This is a genomic window from Microvirga sp. KLBC 81 (assembly GCF_003075415.1).
In the GTDB taxonomy this organism is placed as follows: domain Bacteria; phylum Pseudomonadota; class Alphaproteobacteria; order Rhizobiales; family Beijerinckiaceae; genus Microvirga.
This window is the reverse complement of sequence record NZ_QDAH01000005.1, coordinates 117,324-136,208: the sequence shown is the minus strand read 5'-3', so window position 1 is coordinate 136,208 and position 18,885 is coordinate 117,324. Positions and strand designations below refer to the sequence as shown.

Sequence of the window (18,885 nt, the reverse complement as noted above, 5' to 3'; positions counted from 1 at the left end):
CTTACCTCACCGTCGCGCGTGTGCCGGTGCCGGCCAGGAGAGCACGAGTGCCGAATACCCGGGCAAGCCGGTTCGTCTCGTTCTCAAGGGTGTCCTGCAGACTCGCGGCTTGCTGGTTTTCAGCAATGCCGCGCTGCCGAGCGAGCTCTCTTCGCTGTTCCGCGGCCTGTTGTTCAGCCATACGCAGCGGCGCCTTACTCGGCTTGAATACGTTACCCATCGTCTACGATCTCCGCTCCATAGCGGAGACATTGCCGGAAAAGACGGTCTGGGCGCACCGCACATCCAGGCACTCCAACGAGATGCGCCATGGCTGGCACGCACCAGAACCCTAGACGCAACCACCGCGAGACCTTGCCCCGCGGCTTCATCGCCAGCGTGACGCCGTGTTCCCGCAACCGTTCGATCTCCTGCTGTGCAGCCTCTGTCCCCGCCGGAAGGATCGCAATCCGGGTATTGCCGAGGCTCACGTCATAGAAGACCCACATCCTCTGATCCGGCACCCAGCCATAGGCGGTCACATGCTTGAACCGCCCCCAGGACAGCAGGTTTACCCAAGGCGTCCGGGAGCTGTCCTGAAACACCAGGAACCACATCGTAGGCTCGATCGCTACGCGGGACGTATCGCCGTCAGCCATCAGATCCTCCGGAGGGAACGGCGGGACTGCCTCGTCTGGACAGGAGCCGCGTGCGTGTTGCTGGGACGTTCGCGGCCTGTCATCACCCTGCCCTCGCCCGCGCCGAGGACCAGGTATTGCAGGGCATCGCATGGATGCGAGTACCGGTTCTTTGCCGGTTCGGCTTTCACCGTATCGCCCTTCTTGAAGTGGTATCCGCCCGCCATGCCCATCTTCAGCGTCCGACAATTGGGCGAGAGCAAGAACCGGGGCATGCCATCCCGCATGCCATTGAGCACGAACTCGACCGCCTCAATACGGGTCTGAATGGAGTTCGAGGGAATCGGTGCCGGGGAGACGCGCATACCGTGATCCCGGAACACGTCATAGGCGGTCTGCTCGTCGGCTTGTGTCTTGTCTTGGCCCTTTGGATCGCCGTAGAGCCGGAGCCGGCCGGTGCGCACCGCCTCTTCAAGCGCCCCAATGGAATCGCCGTCGACCAGGCCAGGGCAATTCTGGAACAGCCACCGCCGCAGGATCGGAGCGAACGTGGTCGCGCCCATGTCGTTGCCGATGACCTCACCAACGATCACCCAGCGGTCGTTGATGATCTGACCGATAATCGCCGCAGGCGTTCGCCCGAAATCGAGGCCCACATAGAGAGGATGCCCGGGATTGTACTTCAGCGGCACCTTGGCGACGTGCGTCTCTTCAACGAACATCGGCCAGACCGGCGTTCCCTCAACGGGCGCCGTGATCCGGTTCATGATGCGGCTGTCGATCCAGCGCTTCGACTTGCCTTTGATCGTTTCGAGGTAAAGCGGCCGCCCGTTGATCTTGGGGATCCAGGTCAGGTTCTCGGCTTCCGGATTCAGCTTGTAATCGACGACTGTCTTGCCGTCGGGGCCAAAGATCTCGATTAGTCCTGGCGGCTGGACAAAATAATCCCAGTCCTCCGGCCACTGGTACTGCTGCCGTTCCTCATCCGGCATGTCTTCCGGTAGCGGCACCTCACCCGTCATCATGACAAGCCAGTTGTCTTCCGACGGCGCGTTCATGTCTCCGAGCACGCCAGACCATGTCGCGCCACCGTCCTTAATCGCCGGATAGTAGCCGGCACGCGATTCCGCCTCGTCGAATAGCTCTTTCGGTATGTACTCGAGCTCATTGAACCAGATGCCGGTCCATTCAGTCGAACGCAGCTTGTTCACGTCCTCCGGCTTATCGAGCGCCAGGAACACGACCTCGGCAATCACATCGCCCTTGCGCAGCGTGTGCACCATGGGCTTCGACCAGATGAACCGGCCAAAGTCCTTCTCCGGGAACCAAGCAAGCCACGTCTTGACGGTCGACTGCTGCAGATCCGGATAGGTGTTGCGGACAATCGCCCAGCGCGTCCGCCGATAGCCATCAGGTCCCGGCTTCTGCTCGCACGCCCGGCGATAGATCTCCAAGCAACTCATCGACGACGTGCCCGAACGGATCGGGCCGCGGATGATCCGCACTCGGGCATTCGACTTCATGAAGCCGCGGAGTACCTTCCCGTCAGGAACGTAGATCGGACGGCCCTCGGCGTCCCTATGGATTTGCGGCGGAGCCGCCGTCATTTCGAGGAGATCGGTCAAAACATGCCCTCCTGAATCGACCCGCAGGCTCTGCACTGGCAACCGTTCGGAGTGATCCAGAACAGCTGCTCGCCACATTGGCAGGACCACGCGACCGAGGGCTCGACCGGGTTCTTGAACTGTCCCCACGTCCGTTTGCACGCGGGGCACTCGAGATGCACCGTGCCGACTGGGGCACCCGCAACCCACTCATGTTTACAAGCCATGCAAACGGCTTGACCGGAAAGGTGAGGCCCTTCCGGTTCAGTCCGCTCACTGCCGAACAGGTTGAGGATCTCGGCACTCATGAAATCGTCCTCACCACAGCGGCGACGAAATCCGCATCTGGATCTTCGACGCGCGCAAGTTTCGCTTGCTCAACCAGCGGCGCACTCGGATGCCGCCACTCCTTGAGCCGCGCCTTCACCCGCGAATGCAGGCACAGGATCGCCGGCTGCTTCGCCGGATGGAGCACGATGAACTGCTTCCAGCGGAAGGGCCGGCAGATCTCGCCGTGTTCGAGGGGGACGGTTCTCATTCGAGAACCACCCAATCATTCGCCAGCATGTCGGTCTGCGACGCGAGCCAAGGCACGAACTTGTTGTCGGCCGTCTTCATGCCGATCCACGGCAATGCAGTCGCTTCGTCTTCGGTGGTGAGCCGGTAGACCGGGTGGGTTGTGCCGCCACGCGGGATATCGTGGATGGAGAGCACTAGGCGCAGAAACATGCCCTTGCCATTCCAGCCGGCTCGGGCGACGCGATGACCGACCTTCAAGGCCTCGATCGCATGGCCAAACGACAGCGCCGTAAACGGCTGATAGGACGCCTCGAAGACATCCTTGGGCGACCACGAGATATAGCCAGCATGGTTGGGATGGTTCGAACGATCGCCGTCCGTGTATTCAACGAGACACCCCTCATCATTCGGGTTCTCGTCAGCTGGCACTGTCCAGCCGCGATAGGCGTTGTACTCGGCGCGAGTCATCGGCACGGCGATGATGCGCTTGGTGCCATAGTAGTGTCGTGTCATCTCAACCCTCGAATGTTTTGAAGCCAAAAAATCTGAGGAGGCCGAAGCCTCCCCCGTGTCACTCAGCAGGGGTGAAATCGACGTAGTATTCCTTGCCGAGTTCGAATGCTTCGATTGCCGACGGGTTAGTGATCAGCATCGTGATCGAACCGCTAGGGGTCCATTTCGACCATTCCTTGTTTGCCTCGCCGCTCGTGGCGGCGGTCAGGCGGACCTCGGCAGAACCTTCTGGGTTGCCGTGGGTCCTGACGATCTGCTGGCACTTAAACTTCGCACGAACGTTCATCTCATCCTCGAATATTCCGGGTGCAAAAAATTTCCCGACCAGACCCCGGATGTTTTGGGCGGAAATTGCGTGTGGGGGTTAGGAGCTGCTGTCTGCGCGCTGGATTTTCCCCCACCCCCTCCAGTCGCCGGGCCTCGCGAAACGCAGGCACCATGGCCAGCAGCAACGAACGAACACACCGGGGCTGCTGGCTGAGCGGATGGCATGCCCTCGACAGCACCGATGTCTGCTCGTGCAGTGCAGCAATCGACCCGAGTGAGCGTGTTACCGTCAGACATCGGTAACGCCCTCTCGATTGATCAATGGCTTAGCGTCGTCCTGCCGCTGACTTGAAATCAGCTTCGGCCCTTCAGAAGGCCCATCGAGGTTGATCACGTAGCCAGCAATCACGTTCTGACCGCCATTGATCGTGATGCCGCCCTGCTCCTTATCGCCGTCCAGGTAGCGTGCGGCCTCAAGCGCAACTTTCTTGCTTGCAGCCGTTGCGTCAGCGGTCATCCCTTCATCCCTGATGGAGACCGCGAGGAGAATGTTTCGGGCTCTCTCGCTCTCCCGGAGCTCCTCAATCTCCTGGAAGAACTGCTTACGAACGGCAGGATCTCTCAGGATGAGGCGGGCACGTTTGCGCTTGAGACCGACGGCATCAGCAGCGTCGACGAGCTTCTGTCCTTCCACCATGAGATCGAGGAAGCGCCTGACCTTGGGGATGGCGAGGACGGTACGTCCTGGTGTGTTGAGCTTAGGGAGTTCTGTTTTCGCCATTTGATCATCTACCTCGATGGATCGAGGTTCGTTCGCTGGTCGCTCACTTCCCGATGAGAAGAACGCGGGCGTGCGGGGCGACGCGGGGGATAATGGGTCTGATTGGCGGCTGTTGGCACCGCACAGACTGGCAGTCCCCGCTCGCGAGGCTGATTTGTCTTTGAGAACAGCAGCTTAGAAAATCGGGCCTGAAACGATTGAGCTGTCGGTGCGGAAGCTAGGCCCTCTTGACACGCGAATGGCCGGGTTGACACTTGTCAACCATGACGGACGACCTGACACGGGCTGTAGGGCTGGAACTGCTGAGGCGTGGTGAGATCACTATGGCTGAAGCGGCCGAGATGGCCGGCGTCTCGAGGCAGGCGATTTACAAGATGTGCCAGCGGGCCGGGATTGATCCGGTCAAGGCCAGGCGTGCACTAGTCGAGCGCAGGACCGTGCAGGTGACGCGGGTCTTGGCAGGCAAGCCCTATCAGGCGCCGATGAGCAAACGACAGAAACGAGCGATGGCGGGCCGGCTCACCCAGAGCAAAGCAGGGGCAGAATAAGATGCAAGTAGAGCAAACAACGCCATTACCGAAGACAACGTCTGGCGATTGGTGGTTCCGCGGAGCCGCCCTGATCACGATCGTCTGGTTCGGTTTTCTCGTCGCGCTCATCGCCTTCAGGGTTGCCGACTACTGGCCCCTCTTTGAGCCGAAGCCAACCACCAGTGAGGCTACAAGCACTCGCTTAACACTCAACGAGATCGGTGACTTCTTAGCCGGATCCTTTGCTCCATTGGCCTTCCTGTGGTTCTTCGTATCCACGTGGCTACAACGTGAAGAGCTAAAGGAAACTCGCCAAGTCCTAGCTGATCAGCAGAAGGAGCTTCGGACAGCTGCGAAGGAGAGCGCAGAGCAAACTGCCATCATGCAACGGCAGCTTCAGACAGCGCAGGAGCGAGAGGTATTCGAGGAGCATCGGCTTAGATTATACTACTTGGCAAAGTACATTCTCTCAAATAGCGGGCTCAGCTTCACATATTGGAAAGATGGCGACGCGCAAGCACAGCAGATTATCAATCCAATTTCCAACTTCGAATTCGAGCAATCTGACGAGGCAGTTGATTTCGTCTTAACTCGATTTAGGGATACAATTAATTCAATTCCCAACATTCCTTCGATCGCAATTGTAGAAATTAGCGGCGACTTTCGCAGAAGCCTTGAGTACATCTACTTGGAACTAGATCATCTGGTGTGGAGTGACCGATACGCGTCCAACAGCCTGGTTCAAGCAAGAATCAGAGGCGCCAATCTCCTATCAATTTATGCAAGAGCCAAAGATGCCAGCAGCAGCGTAGGAGTAGAGTGACCTTCATAACATCACACTGCGTTATCGTTGTCGCTACGAAGGCCTTCCTTCCCTTGCCTCTTGAGATCCCCGACTGTCGTCATGGCCGCGACCAATTCATCAGAGGCGGAGGCATCGGCACGCTTTTATGATTATGGCCGGTCACTGTCTCGATAATGGCCCAACGGCTGACGCCGAACTCTCTCGCCATTGCGACGAAGTTCCGGTCACCCCGTGCATACCGCATTCGTGCTTCGATGATCTGCTCGACGGTCAACTTTGAGCGTTTGTCTATCTGGATCCGAGGATATCGGCGCTGCATCAGACGAACTCCTCCTCGGCGGTCGGAATCGTCCCCTTCTGCGCGATGATCACCGCGTCATCGAATTCGCCAGAGAGAGGGTCACCCGTTCGCGAGAATGCCAGGCCGCCCACCTTGTTCTCAGGCAGCCGCTCGATCGCGAGTTTCGCGGACGTGGCGCTCTGCACCGCCTTGGGCTCGTCCGCGACAATCTCGTCATTGAGCCAGCTGAACGTCTGAACAACGTAGTAGGTGACCTTATGCCCTTCGATGTGATCCATTTCTGCCCTCACGGAAAATGAGAACAGAATAGGAACATTTGGGGTAACCCTGAGTCAACCTGCCACAGGTCACCTAGGCATGTGGATAACGTGAACAAACCAAGAATATTCAGCCTGGGGACTCGTGTTGTCCGGTTCGTCAGCGAGCCGTAGTGCGCAGGAGTAGAAACTGCCCCGATCGTGACGCGCCCTTCCTTATCACCGCGCCTGTAGGTGACTTCACGCCCGCAGTTACTCCTGAGAACTGGTGAGTGGGTTGATGAACACGGCTAAAAGCCCGCCGGGAACAGGCGATCTGGTCACTCTGAGAAGGTCAATACCGGGTAAGCGAGAGCACTAAAATGTCGATGTCTCAAGCAGGCGTTATTGCCGCCGATGAGAGGTCCCTCGACATACAATTGTTGGTGCTGTATCCGACACCTCTCCGCTTCTGCAAATTTACCTAATAAGAAGAGTTTCAAGTGTCGGTCGCCTCAGAGTTGAACAGCCCGCCGCCGTTACCATTTACGGGTGAGCGATACATACCAGGAATGGGTGGCAGGATCGCTACGGAGCACCTGCTACGGTATTTCTTTGCCAAGCAATTTGCCCACCAAAAAGTGGTACTGGATATTGCCAGTGGTGAGGGCTACGGCAGCGCATTTCTTTCGACGGCAGCCCGCCGAGTTGTAGGCGTTGATGTTTCCGAAGCCGCCATTCGATATGCACGGCATCGATATGTCGACTCACCTAATCTGGAATTTGAAGTAGGTGACATCCAGAAGCTGGCCTTTCCTGATGCTACATTCGATCTTATCACGTGTTTCGAGACGGTCGAGCACGTACAAGAGCCAGCTCGCGCAATTCAGGAACTTCGCCGCATACTTAAGCCAAGCGGCACACTTCTAATTTCTACGCCCAACCCAGAGAGGTATACGCGGGAATTCGACTATCATAATCCATTTCACATCAACGAGCTTGAACTCGACGCCTTTGAAAGTGTCCTCCGGTCCTATTTCGAGAGTGTTCGCTTGTTGGGGCAGACTTCTGCGTCTGCATCCGTAATTGCGCCTCTGACTGATCTGAGTTCAATCGCATTAGAGAGCACTTCTCCTCGCTTGCGGGTTGCTGATATTGAAGCTCTAACCGGCCGCGCGCACCCCAAGCCGTCTGCACCGATCTATTATCTTGCTGTCTGTGGGGGCGATTTCGCAAACATAGATGAGGAGATTATTTGCGCCGATTTTTCTGATGGTGGCGCAATTGAAGATGAGTTTCTATTGCGTCGAGTTCTCGCTGATGCGGCCGCCAGCGAAGATGAGAAGCAAGTACTAAGACGTACTCTCAACAACATAATGCATGAGCATGCAGTTACGTTGGAGCAATTGGAGCAATCTCGGAAGGAGGCCGCCCTCGCTCGGAAGGAGGCCGCTCTCGCGACCGAGAAACTCCAGGCTTTGGAAGGTAGTACTAGCTGGCGTGCACTTGGTCGTGTCCGACGAATCCTCTCGCGGCTCCCTCTCTTGAGAAAGGTCATCCGCCGTATTGCTCTCGCCTTTTCTTCAGCCGGGGAACTGAAATGAATGACCCGACGATTTCATTGGCTGGGCATGAGTATTTGAAGCAACTGAAGTCCAGCCAGCGCAACTATCGTGATCCCGCATACCGTCCAGGGCGCCCTCCTGAATTTGAGACCACGTCCGCGCCTGTTAAGCTGGTTGCATATTACCTGCCGCAATTCCATCCTATCCCCGAGAATGATGCTTGGTGGGGCAAAGGCTTTACCGAGTGGACCAATGTCACGCGAGCGCGGCCGCAGTTCCCAGGACACTATCAACCTCATCTTCCAGCGGACCTCGGATTTTATGATCTTCGTAACGAACAGGTGATTGAACAGCAGGTTAATCTTGCAAAGAGCTACGGAATCTCCGGATTTTGCATTTATCATTACTGGTTTGGCGGAAAGCGTCTCCTTGAGGGACCGCTTGAGGTCCTTTATCGACGCAAAGATATAGACTTCAATTTCTGCCTGTGCTGGGCGAACGAAAATTGGACTAGGCGGTGGGATGGACATGAAGCCGAAGTGCTTATTGGCCAAGATCATTCGCCAGAAAACGACGTTCGTTACATCGATGACGCTCTTCGATACATGGACGATCCTCGATATATCCGTATTGATGGGCGCCCAGTCCTCATCGTTTACCGCCCGGGGATTTTGCCTGATGTTCAGGCTACTATCGAGCGTTGGCGAAAGCGCGCACAAGAGAGCTTAGGTACTGACCTGTTCCTGGTCTATGCAATGACCTTTGGCTTGAGTGAGCATCCTGCCACTCTCGGGTTCGATGCAGCTGTTCAGTTTCCCCCGCACAACATTAATGCGCACGAGATCACACAAACTGTGACGCCGTTTAGCAGCAGCTATAACGGCCACGTTTATGACTATGGTAGGCTCGTCTCGGGGGCCAGAGGTCTACTCGCGAGCTTTGACTTCCCCGTTATTCCTACGGTCTTCCCGAGCTGGGACAATACAGCCCGACGCGGAGATCAAGGGCATTGTTTCATTGGTTCTGGGCCAAGCGGATACGCCAGCTGGCTGGCTGAGGCAGCACTTCACGCTGTAGATAAGCCAGTTGGTGGAGGGAGTTTCGTCTTTATCAATGCATGGAATGAGTGGGCTGAAGGTGCCCATCTGGAACCTGACCAGAAGTATGGCCACGCGTTTCTTAGAAAGAGTGCAGAAGTACTCAAACCTTATCTTCCGCTCCGGTCAACTAGTGGCAAAAAAATGGGACCGCCTCAAGCGCGTGCAGTCTTAGCTCCGACTGATAGCGAAGCCCAAACCCAGGTTGCGAAGATAATTCATGCATTCTATCCTGACACCCTCCACGAATTGCTGTCAGGGCTTCCGGAGGGGGCTCGAAATGATGTCTTCATTACCATTCCCGACGAGCCTTCGCCGGCACTGCTATCTGTGATTGCTAAGCATCTAAAGGATCCACACATCTACTTCTATCCAAACTGGGGGCGCGATATTCGCCCATTTTTGGGTGTCCTACGAGCAGTCCACGCGCACGGCTATCGCTACTTTGTGAAGTTGCACACCAAGAAGAGCACGCATCGAGCCAATGGGGATGCGTGGAGGGCTTCACTTGTCGGCCCCTTGGTCGCATCTCTCCGGGATCGGCAACTCGAACTGTTTCTTGATAAGAACCCGGAAGTGGCTTTAGTGGCCTCGTCGGACAATATTCAGGATGGTACCACGTTCATGGGATCAGCCATGAACGTGGCATGGCTGCGCCGGTTATGTGCGGAATTCGAATTGCGGTTTGATGAGGAGACCTTCAATTTTGTCGCCGGGAGTATGTTCGCGGGGCGCGTCTCATCGTTTCTTCCCATCGCCAATTATCCATATCTTAGCTCTGCATTCGAAGAGGAGGACGGGCAGTTAGACGGCACGTTAGCGCATGCTCTTGAGCGATTTTTTGGGTTGTTCATTGAGGCAAGGGGCGAGGCTATTGCCGGCATTGAGATGAGGCATGGGCACCCTGTGTTCGAGAGGCATGTCAATGAGTCCGGGATAAATTACAATTACGCAATGGCATACCCGCGTCGTATTGGCGCTCGCTGAGACCTTTTGTTGGTATGCGTTGGCGGTATGTTGTGGCTGTGCCGCCATGGTCAGACCATGGCGGCACAGCCCTCCGCCATACTAGCGAAGCGCCAGCATGACGACTTCGGGATCCACTCAGCTTTCACCTCGGGCGGCTCATTGGCCCCATCCAATGTGTTTGACGACGAGCCGTCCTTTGCTGTTCCTAAAGGCGGACCTCGTCCAGCACCCCGACCGCTCCCACAACTTCCTTGTTTGACCTTTCATCTTTCGCTCTCCGGCTGATCATCCACATCTGCAAACGATTCTTTGCTCGCCCCATTGCAGCTGTATAAGGGCGCTTACTCAGCGCCTTGCAGCGCTGATGCCGGCACGATTATCGGTTCCGGCTTGCCCTTCGATTGCCGCTTTTGGCCCGCACGGTGCTTCTCCCAGCGGGCTTTGGCTGCGTTCATGGCGATGTCCCGGCGCTGCTTTTTCGTCAGCCTAACCTTACGGATGCGGCCACCTTTTCGGGCTCGATTTTCGAGAAACTTTTTGAGTTCATCGCCCGTCAACAGCTTACGAGGCAAGGCTTTGAGGGCATGCTTGCTTGATGCTTGCTTCTCGACTGGAACCACCGCCAGTTCGAGTTTCAAAGCGCCAAGCAACAGCGGGAGAGACTCGCGGCCAATCGCCCTGTTGTTCTTCTTGTCGGCGCTCCCTTCGATCTTGCCGACATAGCCACCGGTGAGCCCTGCCCTGTCTTCAAGCGCGATCTGAGACATGCCCTGTTGGATGCGCCGCGCCTTCAGCGCATCCACGAGCCCCTCATACGTCCCGAACGTCGCCAGCACTTGCGGGCTCTCCGTCTGAGGCGCGAGTTGCGCCGTCTCCTTCTTTGTCATCTTTGCCCCCTATTGGTTGGTCCATGTCCTGGCGCCGTTCGGTCGCGGCGTTCAGCAGGTCTTCGTATTTTTTGTCCATCGCCATCTCAGCGATCTTGGCGCGCATATCGAGGCTCATCGGGAGACCATCATGGATTCCCGCGAGAGCGAGCTGCCGCTTGATCAGCCGTGAGCTCGCGTCGACGAGCTCCTTCTTCCCGATATCCACCTCACGTTTGCGATCGTCAGGAACCCGCTTCAGGTCTTCGAGAAGGGCCGCCAATCCATCAGCCACCCGCTGCCGCTCCTCGTCGGTCGGCAGCGTGTAAACTTTGGCCGTGAGCAGCGCCGTGATCTTCGCCCGCTCCTCGAGGAACGGTGACACGATCTCCCGGCAGAGTTCGGCCATTTGCGGCGGCGTTGGCGCGAATGCGGTGTTGATCCCTGCCCTACCCTCCAGCACACGTCGGCAAGCCTCTGAGACGGCCCAGGCCGGGAAGACAGACAACGCAGCCACGAAGAGCTTCACGTTCATCTCCGCGCTTGCGGAATCCGTTATCCCGTGCGTCGGGAACGCGGCCCGCAGCGTTGAAACCATGCTTCTGATCTCGGTTTCCGTTGCACGAACGAGCGCCCTCTCCAACTCCTGGCCTCGTTCAGCGAGAGAATGCCGTTCCCGCTCGGTCGGCAGGCAGGCAGAGCAGATCTCCGGGCGATGCGACCCCGGCACGGTTTCGAGCGCGTTGCTCAGGCGATCAACCAGATCCGAAATCTCCCGGCTAGGTGCGGTCGGGAGGGATGATCTCGATGTCGTCGTAAGCTGGTTCATATCGCTCTTCCTTCAATTGCTGGTGATATTGGAAAGCCAACTCAACAAATGGGTTTCCGCCGCGGCTGGGTGGTCGTTGTGGTGGCCCTGTTCGGTATTCGTCGTTCCACTTCTCCTGCCGGATGAAGCGGTCGAGCGTCGGCGCGTACTTCGGATCGCTGATGTGTGAGACCAGGCGCTCGATGCCAGCAACAAGCACGTCATAGGGCAGCTTGTCTGAGCGGTAGAGCGTTCGCAGCCGTTCGAGTGAAACCTTCTTGTCGGCACCCTTCGGATAGAGTTTCCAGATCCGATCTTCGTAATCGTCTGGCCACTCGTGCCGACGAGCATTCTCTTGAGTATGAAGAGACGTAGTCTCTGAATACTCTTTAGAGATAGAGATAGAAGCTTTTTGCTGGGTTACCCGAGAAGAACCCGTTGGGTTTGCCCCATCCTTATTTTCCAAGGACTTAGGGCGCCCACCATGTTTTCCGTTTTCGCGCGCAGCCTCTGCACGTTTGCAGACCTTGTCGCGCTCTAAGAGTAAGCGTTTTTGCGTCCACTTACCGTCTTCGAGAGTCCAGAACTCCATCACCCGCGGCTTGATCCGAGCCCAGGAACGAGGGTCTACGCGAGCCCACCGGCAGAGCCTTGAATCGTCGTCTGGCAGCGCGCAGTCCGACGAGCGCCAGGCGACCATGAGCAGCATGAGATAAGCGCCGGTCTCAGTCGCATTCAGATGGCCTGTGTCGGCAATGAACGCATCGGTGAAGAGCGGCAGGCTGGGGAATTGGCTCATGACAGCTTCTCCCGCCGTTCACGGAATGCCTCGACCAAAGTCCCGTAGCGTGCCTCTACGCTGGCTTTGGCGCCGGCCCGGGCTATCTCCATCACGCGTGGGTCGCCTTCGGTCCACCAGCCCGGCTTGCGTGGGTTGTGGGGCTTGGTGACGGCGCGCGGATCACCTGTCTCGCGGCCGCGGCGAACGATGGACAGGACCACGTTGCGCGTGACGCCTTCGGCATCGGCAATGTCGCCGGCAGAACTGTTAGCCCACGCGTTTAGCACACGGTTTCGGAATGCGGCTGTGTTCGCCATCACCGCCCCCTTGCCCGGAGCCGATAGGGACGCCTCTCTCGGGTCTCGCATTGATAGACGGTCGTGAGAATGTTCCCGCGAAAGATGAACCGGAGCCCATCACGGACGATCGTCTGCCGGCCAGGGCGAACTATGGCGCTCAGGATCCCGGCGAGCTCCTCCCGCATGGCTTCAATCTCCATGCCGCAGGCGCGCTCGAGATAGCGCAGGAGGGCATGATCCGAGACGGTAATGCGATTGCCCGTCGCGGTCGGTTTCGCATTCTGGCGCCACTCCTCGAATGAAACCTCATGCTGTTCGTAGGCGTCGATCGTCATAGAAGCGCCTCCTGCTGGCCTTGCTTCGGGCGGGTAACCATTGGTATGGCTCCAGGCATCCAGCGGTCCCGGTCCGCCTTGATCTCTTCGTAATTGCGAGGATGCTGCGCCTTGAAATCCGGCATGTGAGGACCGGGGACGTATCCCTCGTCCGTCTTCCTCAGCCAGCCCGTATAAGGATCAGTCCAGCGCGTCGGAGAGAGCTGCAGCGCCTTGAAATCAGCTCGGGTTACCGGACGCTCCTCAAGGATGATCGCCAGCTTGATCGCCTTGACCTTCCAGGCAGAGAGAGAAACGGGCGAAGCAACTCCAGCAGAGACATCCGGCACATAGTCAGGGACGTCGCACCGCTTCATCGGAGCCCATTCGTGCCAGTCGCTAGAATCCACATACCGAGTGTTCGGCAGCTCGGGCCCATATATCCGATACCATCGGTCTCCGGGTTGCTCATGCCGGCATGTGATGACAGTGATACCTAGCGCAGCGCAGACCGAACGGAGAGCGCCATCCTTCCCGGCAGGGACAAGCACGGCCCTGTAGTCTGGTCCGGTAGACGCGTACGAATAGTTGATGTGCCCGGGCAGGATCTGTGCGAGCACCTTCGCGTTCAGGGCCAACTTGGCTTCAACCCCAATCTGAACGCCATCATTGCGAACTAGCAGGATGTCGAAGCCTGCCGTCTCAGGATAGGCCTTCCACGTCCCGCCCTTTGTCGCCGCCTCAATGAATGCGGAACAAAGATCGGCTTCTTTCTCGAATTGAGCTTTATCGCTCATGCTGCCCCTCAAGTTTCGCTTGTGCCTTCGCCACGGCTTCGTCGAGCCAGTTGCGCACCTTCTCGGTCCCGAAGGCCTTCTCCATGATCGCGAGCTGCTCAAGCGTGCTGACACAACTCACCCGGTCCTCAACGAAGTGGTGATACTTCTCGGCCTTGGAGGAACGGACCTGGAGGAAGTACATGAACCCCTCCAAGGCCTGTTCCTCAGTGATCTTCAGAACCTCGTGCTGGCGCGCGTAGGTGGTCATGCTTTGCCCTTGCGATCTTCAGGCAGCGATGTCTCGATACCGCGGTGAGCCTTGCCGTGGATTGGCTTGATACCGAGCTTGCCTAGGCGCCAGTGCACCGTGCGATAAGGCATGTCAGGGAACAGCGCCTGCCATACGTCATGCGACGTGCCGCCATCACGGATGATCTGGCGGGCCTTGCTGATGTCGTGTGACGACCATTCTGTCGGCTTACGATGGCGAGCCGCTTCAGCCAGCCTCACGCCTTTGTCGTGCCAATAGCTCATGCCGCCACCTCGTCGAACTTGCCGACTTGGTTGCCCCAGGTAGCCCAGCCTTCACGGCTCTCGCGGGAGAAAAGCTCGCAGTACGGCCCCTCAGCGTACTGTTGCGCGCGCCGGTAGGCCTCATCAGGTTTGCGGGAATGGGCCCGGACTGGGGAGAGGATGACCTCATGTACCGAGGCGGAGAGGCGCTTTGGAGATCCGCGTCGGAAGAGCAGGCAGTCTTCCGCGTTCTTTCTCGTCGTGAATCCCTGCCCCATGTGCAGGCTATCCGAGAACACGAATAGCGGGTCATTCTCGGCTCGCTCCGTCTTGATCCAGACGAATGCCCGGCCGGAATAGCGAAAGCCCCAGGTCTCCGCGATACGCTCAATGTGGAATATCTTCGGGCTCGTAACCCACAGGAAGAGCCAGCAGCCGTCAGGATGCGCCAGCTCCTCGACGGGTAGCCGCGCGATCTCGTTATCGGTCATCCTGTCATAGTGCTGAGGGCGGCCCTTTGTGCCTGCAGAGAACTTCCACGGCGGATCGGCCATGATGACCTTGAACTGATTGCGCGGCAGAGGATCGAAAATCCAGGTCATGCGCCTGCCCCCACATACGCGCGGACGGCGTCATGAATGAGGGTGACCGGACTCACACCAAGCCGCACCGCACGGGTCTTGAGGGCACGCACGACTTCTTCAGGAAGATCAAGCGCCAAGCCATCGACAGACGCAGACAGCCCGAGAGACGGCGGCAGAAGCATTGTGGCCGTTTGGCTGTTCAGGATGATCGTGCGCTTGCGGTTCTCAACGATGGTGACGTGACCACGCTCAACGAGAGCATGGACGAGCCGATGCACTCCTGACTTCGAGCGCAGCCCGAGGCCATCGGCAATCTCGTCGAAGCTGGGAGACGCCCCATGCTCGCTGATGTAGCGGCGAATGAAGTCCCGGCATTCTTTCTGTTTGGGTGTCAGGCCTAGCACGGCAGCGGCTCCACAAGGATCAGGAGCCCGGGCATGTCCGAGTAGACCTTCTGCACCAGCGCATCGACGATCTGCTTGTCATCGCGCCAGACAACCTCATTGAGCGCATCGAGCGTCTTCAGGAGGTTGTCGCAGTCAGGAACCTTTGTCGGACGAAGAACATGCACCAGGGCGAGTTCGCGCTTCTTCTTCGAGAAGCTCTGAGGGACTGGGAACGAGGCGACCACCCGGACGGACAAAGGACCGTCCAAGGGTGCACGCTCACCCATTGCTTGCTGGGCCGCATACTTCAGTTGCGCCTCATAGGAGCGAGTCTTGCTCGGCGTGAAAGCCCGTCCCGACTTTGTCGAGAAACGAGGACGGCCCTTGCCAACAGGCTCACCGGCGAGGCGGATGGATATGCGGCCCAGATCGGTCATGATCAGGCGCCCGCAGGTTGGCGACGGTCCAGGAAGGCCGGCACGTCGGGAAGCGAGGATTCCGCGATGGCCTCTTCAAGATCGACCTGCTCCCCGAAACTGATCGTCGAGCGCGTGCCATCCCTGCTGACGAAGGCGGCCGCAACTCCAGATGCTTTCTCCGCATCTGTTCGTGGGGCCACCTTGCCAAGGGCCCCGAAGTCCCGCTGGATAGCAGCTTGCCCAAGTGGCGTGTCGCTGAGCATCCCGAGCGCCTGCATGTAGAGTTCGAGGATCGCTTCCTCTTCCATGCGCTCGGCATAATCACGCTTCCGAAGGGCGATGATCTTGCGCATCACCTTTGTGTCGAAGCCGTTGCCCTTAGCTTCGGCGTAGACATCCTTGATATCGCCCGCGATACCGGCTTTCTCTTCCTCCAGGCGCTCGATGCGCTCGATGAAGGACCGGAGTTGATCGGCGGCAACGCTCTCTGTATTGAAAGCGGCCTCCGAGTTGTGCCCAATGTTTGCCATCAGTCTTTACCCTATCCTTTTTGAGTAGTCCGAGTGTCCATTCGACTTCCCGAAACAACTTCTCTAGTTTCCTAAGCGTATCCCGTAGATGATACAGTGCGAGAATACGTTCCTTCCATTACGCAACACGAAGTCTTTTCCGCGCAGAGATCCGCGCAGATCCTTTCTTGCTTAGATTTTACTGGAACTGACGGTTAACTTTTGTGTCGTTCCCAGCCTCTAAGCCCCCACACCCACCGAGCAGCCCGCCGCGTTTTCTCACTTGCGGTCTGCAACTGCTCAGCGAGCCACAACAGCGCGCTACCGAGCGCGTCTTGAATTGAATTCACGCCTTAGTTCCTCGATGGCTGCACGGTTGTCGGCTTCACGGCGTTCTAGATCGGCAAAGACCAGATCGGCCTTGAAGGCAGGCCACCAGGACGGGCGCGCATCACCCATCAGAGCTTCGAGGATCTCGCGGCCAGCATCGGAGCGAAGCAGCTCCGCCAGCGCATCGGCTGACATGCCCGTTCCTTGAGCCAACCAAAATTCTGCAGCCCTATGCGTCACCCCTGCCCGGCTGGACAGGTTCACGGCCGTCTTGCTCGGCCAGAGACGGCGAGCCACCGCAACGACCGCTTCAATTACGGGGAGACCGCTTCGGTCGAAGCCGAAGGAGCTTGCTGCCGAGCTTGTGTAGGTTCGAGACATCAGGCGCCTCCGTTCAGATCGGCGCGCTTGGTACGCGAAACGATAACCAACGGCCTGTACCGTTGGGGGATTCCATCCATGGGGGACCTCCTATGTCCGATACTCACCTCACCGCCGATGACTTGGCGGCCACTCTCACAGCCTTCGCGATCAGCCTCGTTGCAGCCCTGAAGCCCAAGAAACCGAATGAAGTGCTGGAAAATCTTGCGAACGAGCTGGACGACTTCGCCAACAAAGCGCCGGACACTCCGGCCGCCGATGCGCTCGCGATGACCGCGCGCATGCTGATGGCCAGCGAACCGAGATGAGCCGGTCATGCCTCAACCCTCCGGATGCGGATCCAGCCATCATCGGTCACATGCTCAAGCCATCCGTCACGAATGCGGGTCATGCGCCAGCTCCGGCAGGCTCAGCGCTTGCGGCGCCCCCTCCCGCGAGGGGGCTGGATCGAGGGTTTGGCGGCGGATCCCATAGGTCAGGACGCAGGCTCCACTTGGGGACCTCGCCTCCGGTAGCCTCGTGAATGGCCTTGGCCAGCTCCGCAGAAACCCGGCCGCTCTTCTTGGCATGCCAGATCGCGTTTTGGCTGACCCCGCAAAGCTCACCGAGCTTCGCTTCCGATCCTGCTTTGGCGATCGCCGCCTCAATAAGTTTTCGAGTGCTTGTCATGAAGGAAATAGAAAACACACTTGCGTGTGAATATCAACACGAATGTTTGTCTGATAACCGTGTTGGATCTGTAATAGATAACCGTGTTATCGCTAACCCTATGAGTGGCAACGAAATTCGACAGCGCCGGGAAGCCTTGGGACTTACGCAAGAGCAGCTCGCTCAAAGGGCAGGAACCAATCAGCAGACCCTGCACCGCATTGAGACGGGGGAAACGAAGCATTCCCGCGCAATCCCAAGGATCCTAAAAGCCCTCGAGGACGCCGGCAGCCCGACGCCGCCAGCCGTCCAGGTTGCGAACGATCCTGAAATCTTCGCCCGAGCGACAGGCATAGGCGGCGACGTGCCAGTCTATGCGGCAGCAGAGGGCGGTCCGGGCGAGATGGTTGTCGAGAAAAGTCCGATCGACTATGCACCCCGGCCGGAACCGCTGCAGGGCGTGAAGGACGGCTACCTCGTCTATATCAGCGGCGAATCCATGTCCCCCGAGTATAGGCCAGGTCAAAGGGCAATCGTTCATCCAAAGCTGCCGCCAACACCGGACGAGACCCACATCTTCTATACAAACAATCCGGCCGACGACCGCGCCACCATCAAGCACCTCGTGAGGGTTACGCCGGAGGCTTGGCACGTAGAGCAGTGGAACCCACCCAAGAAGTTTACCTTGGACCGCAGCGAGTGGCCCGTCGCTCATCGTGTTGTAGGAAAATACGCGCGGCGCTAACAGCGAACACATTTAACAAACTTCTGTGTTGACACGCTAACACAGAGCCGTGTAACGTCTCTCCATCCACAGGAGAGGCGAATGTCAACGCATCCCGATACGGGCATCGATACATATCTCGACCGGGTAGACGCCCGGCTCGCAGAACTGGACGACGACGGCGAAAAGGCCGTTTTTTTGAATTTGTGCATCGGCAAGACCGAACTGAAGCGTGAGCGGTTCGAAGAGACGCTTGACCCGCGCTATGGCGATGCGATCTCGATCAGCACCATTCTGGCCGGGCTCCACTCCCGTCACGCCGACGTGGTGAAGAGCATCCAGGCGCGCATTGCTGAGGCCAACTCCAAGCTCGCCAAGCCCGAGCACTCCCAGCTCATCAACGCTTTCAGAGGCCGCCGCGAGGGCTTTGAACTCGCTGAGACCGTGCGGGAGGGCGTGTGATGGCACAGCACACTCCTGGGCCTTGGGAAGCCAAGAACGACCATCCAACCGAACCGCGGATCTTTTACATTCGCGGAACGCACCCGGGGGGATGGGAGCAAGAGATAGCCGTTCTCTACAACGAGAACGGCGAGAATGCCCGTCTTATAGCCGCCGCTCCGGATCTGTTGGAGGCATTGGACTGGCTCGTTACTGCGCTCAAGACCGGAACACTCGCAACGTCCGGAGATCTCATAGGCAAGGCTGAAGCCGTCATCGCCAAAGCGGAGGGCCGCTGA

29 protein-coding genes and 1 pseudogene are annotated in these 18,885 nt (G+C 58.1%); 8 read left to right on the top strand and 22 right to left on the bottom strand.

Annotated features, from left to right (window positions below):
- Position 1: 1 nt before the first annotated feature.
- The 7 genes from DC522_RS05905 to DC522_RS05870 all read right to left on the bottom strand — a co-directional run bounded on the left by DC522_RS05905 (position 2) and on the right by DC522_RS05870 (position 4,301).
- Positions 2-220: a hypothetical protein gene (locus DC522_RS05905; protein ID WP_116527764.1), complete on the bottom strand. Its 219-nt coding sequence runs from the start codon at positions 218-220 to the stop codon at positions 2-4.
- Positions 213-638 carry a hypothetical protein gene (locus DC522_RS05900; protein WP_116527763.1) on the bottom strand — a complete coding sequence of 142 codons (426 nt, stop codon included), beginning with the start codon at positions 636-638 and terminating at the stop codon, positions 213-215. Before DC522_RS05900 ends, DC522_RS05905 begins: the two co-directional genes overlap by 8 nt.
- Complete coding sequence (locus DC522_RS05895; RefSeq protein WP_245443995.1) at positions 638-2,242, bottom strand: hypothetical protein; 1,605 nt, start codon at positions 2,240-2,242, stop codon at positions 638-640. The genes DC522_RS05900 and DC522_RS05895 overlap by 1 nt, the downstream gene beginning before the upstream one ends.
- Before the next feature lie 283 nt (positions 2,243-2,525).
- Complete coding sequence (locus DC522_RS05885; protein ID WP_116527761.1) at positions 2,526-2,759, bottom strand: hypothetical protein; 234 nt, start codon at positions 2,757-2,759, stop codon at positions 2,526-2,528.
- On the bottom strand, positions 2,756-3,253 hold the full coding sequence (locus tag DC522_RS05880; RefSeq protein ID WP_116527760.1) for a DUF2829 domain-containing protein: 498 nt from the start codon (positions 3,251-3,253) through the stop codon (positions 2,756-2,758). Before DC522_RS05880 ends, DC522_RS05885 begins: the two co-directional genes overlap by 4 nt.
- Before the next feature lie 58 nt (positions 3,254-3,311).
- Positions 3,312-3,539 carry a hypothetical protein gene (locus tag DC522_RS05875; RefSeq protein WP_116527759.1) on the bottom strand — a complete coding sequence of 76 codons (228 nt, stop codon included), beginning with the start codon at positions 3,537-3,539 and terminating at the stop codon, positions 3,312-3,314.
- A gap of 270 nt (positions 3,540-3,809) precedes the next feature.
- Complete coding sequence (locus tag DC522_RS05870) at positions 3,810-4,301, bottom strand: hypothetical protein (protein WP_116527758.1); 492 nt, start codon at positions 4,299-4,301, stop codon at positions 3,810-3,812.
- 323 nt (positions 4,302-4,624) lie between these two features.
- Between DC522_RS05870 and DC522_RS05865 the strand changes: the two genes are divergently transcribed.
- Together DC522_RS05865 and DC522_RS05860 are read left to right on the top strand one after the other, a co-directional pair.
- Positions 4,625-4,849, top strand: coding sequence for a hypothetical protein (locus tag DC522_RS05865; protein WP_133239238.1), 225 nt, complete (start codon positions 4,625-4,627; stop codon positions 4,847-4,849).
- Between the two features lies 1 nt (position 4,850).
- A complete protein-coding gene (locus DC522_RS05860; protein ID WP_116527756.1) occupies positions 4,851-5,654 on the top strand; it encodes a hypothetical protein in 804 nt (267 codons plus the stop codon).
- A 300-nt stretch (positions 5,655-5,954) separates the two neighbouring features.
- Here DC522_RS05860 and DC522_RS05850 read toward each other — a convergent pair whose 3' ends face one another.
- The gene (locus DC522_RS05850; RefSeq protein ID WP_116527754.1) at positions 5,955-6,215 is read right to left on the bottom strand and encodes a hypothetical protein; all 261 of its coding nucleotides are present in this window, start codon (positions 6,213-6,215) and stop codon (positions 5,955-5,957) included.
- Between the two features lie 530 nt (positions 6,216-6,745).
- On the opposite strand from DC522_RS05850, the gene DC522_RS05845 reads away from it, so the two are divergent.
- Entirely contained in the window at positions 6,746-7,777 is a 1,032-nt protein-coding gene (locus DC522_RS05845) for a bifunctional 2-polyprenyl-6-hydroxyphenol methylase/3-demethylubiquinol 3-O-methyltransferase UbiG (RefSeq protein ID WP_116527753.1), read from the top strand.
- Positions 7,774-9,822: a glycoside hydrolase family 99-like domain-containing protein gene (locus tag DC522_RS05840; RefSeq protein WP_116527752.1), complete on the top strand. Its 2,049-nt coding sequence runs from the start codon at positions 7,774-7,776 to the stop codon at positions 9,820-9,822. The genes DC522_RS05845 and DC522_RS05840 overlap by 4 nt, the downstream gene beginning before the upstream one ends.
- A 323-nt stretch (positions 9,823-10,145) precedes the next feature.
- On the opposite strand, the gene DC522_RS05835 is transcribed toward DC522_RS05840, so the two are convergent.
- The 13 genes and pseudogenes from DC522_RS05835 to DC522_RS35375 all read right to left on the bottom strand — a co-directional run bounded on the left by DC522_RS05835 (position 10,146) and on the right by DC522_RS35375 (position 16,773).
- On the bottom strand, positions 10,146-10,607 hold the full coding sequence (locus DC522_RS05835) for a hypothetical protein (protein ID WP_133239237.1): 462 nt from the start codon (positions 10,605-10,607) through the stop codon (positions 10,146-10,148).
- Between the two features lie 7 nt (positions 10,608-10,614).
- Complete coding sequence (locus DC522_RS05830) at positions 10,615-11,499, bottom strand: hypothetical protein (RefSeq protein ID WP_133239236.1); 885 nt, start codon at positions 11,497-11,499, stop codon at positions 10,615-10,617.
- Complete coding sequence (locus DC522_RS35380; protein ID WP_205769517.1) at positions 11,450-12,277, bottom strand: DUF1376 domain-containing protein; 828 nt, start codon at positions 12,275-12,277, stop codon at positions 11,450-11,452. The genes DC522_RS05830 and DC522_RS35380 overlap by 50 nt, the downstream gene beginning before the upstream one ends.
- The gene (locus DC522_RS05820) at positions 12,274-12,576 is read right to left on the bottom strand and encodes a hypothetical protein (RefSeq protein WP_116527749.1); all 303 of its coding nucleotides are present in this window, start codon (positions 12,574-12,576) and stop codon (positions 12,274-12,276) included. Before DC522_RS05820 ends, DC522_RS35380 begins: the two co-directional genes overlap by 4 nt.
- The gene (locus DC522_RS05815; RefSeq protein WP_116527748.1) at positions 12,576-12,893 is read right to left on the bottom strand and encodes a hypothetical protein; all 318 of its coding nucleotides are present in this window, start codon (positions 12,891-12,893) and stop codon (positions 12,576-12,578) included. The genes DC522_RS05820 and DC522_RS05815 overlap by 1 nt, the downstream gene beginning before the upstream one ends.
- A complete protein-coding gene (locus tag DC522_RS05810; RefSeq protein ID WP_116527747.1) occupies positions 12,890-13,669 on the bottom strand; it encodes a hypothetical protein in 780 nt (259 codons plus the stop codon). The genes DC522_RS05815 and DC522_RS05810 overlap by 4 nt, the downstream gene beginning before the upstream one ends.
- Positions 13,659-13,919, bottom strand: a complete 261-nt coding sequence (locus tag DC522_RS05805; RefSeq protein WP_116527746.1) for a hypothetical protein — start codon at positions 13,917-13,919, stop codon at positions 13,659-13,661. Before DC522_RS05805 ends, DC522_RS05810 begins: the two co-directional genes overlap by 11 nt.
- Positions 13,916-14,185, bottom strand: a complete 270-nt coding sequence (locus DC522_RS05800; RefSeq protein WP_116527745.1) for a hypothetical protein — start codon at positions 14,183-14,185, stop codon at positions 13,916-13,918. The genes DC522_RS05805 and DC522_RS05800 overlap by 4 nt, the downstream gene beginning before the upstream one ends.
- A complete protein-coding gene (locus DC522_RS05795) occupies positions 14,182-14,766 on the bottom strand; it encodes an MT-A70 family methyltransferase (RefSeq protein WP_116527744.1) in 585 nt (194 codons plus the stop codon). The genes DC522_RS05800 and DC522_RS05795 overlap by 4 nt, the downstream gene beginning before the upstream one ends.
- Positions 14,763-15,152: a LexA family transcriptional regulator gene (locus DC522_RS05790; protein ID WP_245443993.1), complete on the bottom strand. Its 390-nt coding sequence runs from the start codon at positions 15,150-15,152 to the stop codon at positions 14,763-14,765. The genes DC522_RS05795 and DC522_RS05790 overlap by 4 nt, the downstream gene beginning before the upstream one ends.
- Positions 15,146-15,571, bottom strand: coding sequence for a RusA family crossover junction endodeoxyribonuclease (locus DC522_RS05785; RefSeq protein WP_116527743.1), 426 nt, complete (start codon positions 15,569-15,571; stop codon positions 15,146-15,148). Before DC522_RS05785 ends, DC522_RS05790 begins: the two co-directional genes overlap by 7 nt.
- A 242-nt stretch (positions 15,572-15,813) precedes the next feature.
- Positions 15,814-16,083: pseudogene (locus DC522_RS05780) on the bottom strand (DUF2312 domain-containing protein); the annotation flags it as partial.
- Between the two features lie 300 nt (positions 16,084-16,383).
- Positions 16,384-16,773, bottom strand: coding sequence for a hypothetical protein (locus DC522_RS35375; protein ID WP_205769515.1), 390 nt, complete (start codon positions 16,771-16,773; stop codon positions 16,384-16,386).
- Positions 16,774-16,865: 92 nt separating this feature from the next.
- Between DC522_RS35375 and DC522_RS05770 the strand changes: the two genes are divergently transcribed.
- The gene (locus DC522_RS05770; RefSeq protein ID WP_116527742.1) at positions 16,866-17,081 is read left to right on the top strand and encodes a hypothetical protein; all 216 of its coding nucleotides are present in this window, start codon (positions 16,866-16,868) and stop codon (positions 17,079-17,081) included.
- Positions 17,082-17,160: 79 nt separating this feature from the next.
- Here DC522_RS05770 and DC522_RS37180 read toward each other — a convergent pair whose 3' ends face one another.
- Positions 17,161-17,409, bottom strand: a complete 249-nt coding sequence (locus tag DC522_RS37180) for a transcriptional regulator (protein ID WP_371678976.1) — start codon at positions 17,407-17,409, stop codon at positions 17,161-17,163.
- Here DC522_RS37180 and DC522_RS05760 point away from each other — a divergent pair.
- The 3 genes from DC522_RS05760 (at position 17,297) to DC522_RS05750 (ending at position 18,885) form a co-directional block, all read left to right on the top strand.
- Positions 17,297-18,166, top strand: a complete 870-nt coding sequence (locus tag DC522_RS05760; RefSeq protein ID WP_245443991.1) for a helix-turn-helix domain-containing protein — start codon at positions 17,297-17,299, stop codon at positions 18,164-18,166. The two genes, DC522_RS37180 and DC522_RS05760, sit on opposite strands and share 113 nt — an antisense overlap.
- Positions 18,167-18,247: 81 nt before the next feature.
- A complete protein-coding gene (locus DC522_RS05755) occupies positions 18,248-18,607 on the top strand; it encodes a hypothetical protein (RefSeq protein ID WP_116527739.1) in 360 nt (119 codons plus the stop codon).
- Complete coding sequence (locus DC522_RS05750) at positions 18,607-18,885, top strand: hypothetical protein (RefSeq protein WP_116527738.1); 279 nt, start codon at positions 18,607-18,609, stop codon at positions 18,883-18,885. The genes DC522_RS05755 and DC522_RS05750 overlap by 1 nt, the downstream gene beginning before the upstream one ends.

What these genes read in the sequence shown, in the direction of transcription:
- DC522_RS05905 (WP_116527764.1), bottom strand. Translation starts at nt 220, where the DNA reads ATGGGTAACGTATTCAAGCCGAGTAAGGCGCCGCTGCGTATGGCTGAA.
- DC522_RS05900 (WP_116527763.1), bottom strand. Translation starts at nt 638, where the DNA reads ATGGCTGACGGCGATACGTCCCGCGTAGCGATCGAGCCTACGATGTGG.
- DC522_RS05885 (WP_116527761.1), bottom strand. Translation starts at nt 2,759, where the DNA reads ATGAGAACCGTCCCCCTCGAACACGGCGAGATCTGCCGGCCCTTCCGC.
- DC522_RS05880 (WP_116527760.1), bottom strand. Translation starts at nt 3,253, where the DNA reads ATGACACGACACTACTATGGCACCAAGCGCATCATCGCCGTGCCGATG.
- DC522_RS05875 (WP_116527759.1), bottom strand. Translation starts at nt 3,539, where the DNA reads ATGAACGTTCGTGCGAAGTTTAAGTGCCAGCAGATCGTCAGGACCCAC.
- DC522_RS05870 (WP_116527758.1), bottom strand. Translation starts at nt 4,301, where the DNA reads ATGGCGAAAACAGAACTCCCTAAGCTCAACACACCAGGACGTACCGTC.
- DC522_RS05865 (WP_133239238.1), top strand. Translation starts at nt 4,625, where the DNA reads ATGGCTGAAGCGGCCGAGATGGCCGGCGTCTCGAGGCAGGCGATTTAC.
- DC522_RS05860 (WP_116527756.1), top strand. Translation starts at nt 4,851, where the DNA reads ATGCAAGTAGAGCAAACAACGCCATTACCGAAGACAACGTCTGGCGAT.
- DC522_RS05850 (WP_116527754.1), bottom strand. Translation starts at nt 6,215, where the DNA reads ATGGATCACATCGAAGGGCATAAGGTCACCTACTACGTTGTTCAGACG.
- DC522_RS05845 (WP_116527753.1), top strand. Translation starts at nt 6,746, where the DNA reads ATGGGTGGCAGGATCGCTACGGAGCACCTGCTACGGTATTTCTTTGCC.
- DC522_RS05840 (WP_116527752.1), top strand. Translation starts at nt 7,774, where the DNA reads ATGAATGACCCGACGATTTCATTGGCTGGGCATGAGTATTTGAAGCAA.
- DC522_RS05830 (WP_133239236.1), bottom strand. Translation starts at nt 11,499, where the DNA reads ATGAACCAGCTTACGACGACATCGAGATCATCCCTCCCGACCGCACCT.
- DC522_RS35380 (WP_205769517.1), bottom strand. Translation starts at nt 12,277, where the DNA reads ATGAGCCAATTCCCCAGCCTGCCGCTCTTCACCGATGCGTTCATTGCC.
- DC522_RS05820 (WP_116527749.1), bottom strand. Translation starts at nt 12,576, where the DNA reads ATGGCGAACACAGCCGCATTCCGAAACCGTGTGCTAAACGCGTGGGCT.
- DC522_RS05815 (WP_116527748.1), bottom strand. Translation starts at nt 12,893, where the DNA reads ATGACGATCGACGCCTACGAACAGCATGAGGTTTCATTCGAGGAGTGG.
- DC522_RS05810 (WP_116527747.1), bottom strand. Translation starts at nt 13,669, where the DNA reads ATGAGCGATAAAGCTCAATTCGAGAAAGAAGCCGATCTTTGTTCCGCA.
- DC522_RS05805 (WP_116527746.1), bottom strand. Translation starts at nt 13,919, where the DNA reads ATGACCACCTACGCGCGCCAGCACGAGGTTCTGAAGATCACTGAGGAA.
- DC522_RS05800 (WP_116527745.1), bottom strand. Translation starts at nt 14,185, where the DNA reads ATGAGCTATTGGCACGACAAAGGCGTGAGGCTGGCTGAAGCGGCTCGC.
- DC522_RS05795 (WP_116527744.1), bottom strand. Translation starts at nt 14,766, where the DNA reads ATGACCTGGATTTTCGATCCTCTGCCGCGCAATCAGTTCAAGGTCATC.
- DC522_RS05785 (WP_116527743.1), bottom strand. Translation starts at nt 15,571, where the DNA reads ATGACCGATCTGGGCCGCATATCCATCCGCCTCGCCGGTGAGCCTGTT.
- DC522_RS35375 (WP_205769515.1), bottom strand. Translation starts at nt 16,773, where the DNA reads ATGTCTCGAACCTACACAAGCTCGGCAGCAAGCTCCTTCGGCTTCGAC.
- DC522_RS05770 (WP_116527742.1), top strand. Translation starts at nt 16,866, where the DNA reads ATGTCCGATACTCACCTCACCGCCGATGACTTGGCGGCCACTCTCACA.
- DC522_RS05760 (WP_245443991.1), top strand. Translation starts at nt 17,297, where the DNA reads ATGGCCTTGGCCAGCTCCGCAGAAACCCGGCCGCTCTTCTTGGCATGC.
- DC522_RS05755 (WP_116527739.1), top strand. Translation starts at nt 18,248, where the DNA reads ATGTCAACGCATCCCGATACGGGCATCGATACATATCTCGACCGGGTA.
- DC522_RS05750 (WP_116527738.1), top strand. Translation starts at nt 18,607, where the DNA reads ATGGCACAGCACACTCCTGGGCCTTGGGAAGCCAAGAACGACCATCCA.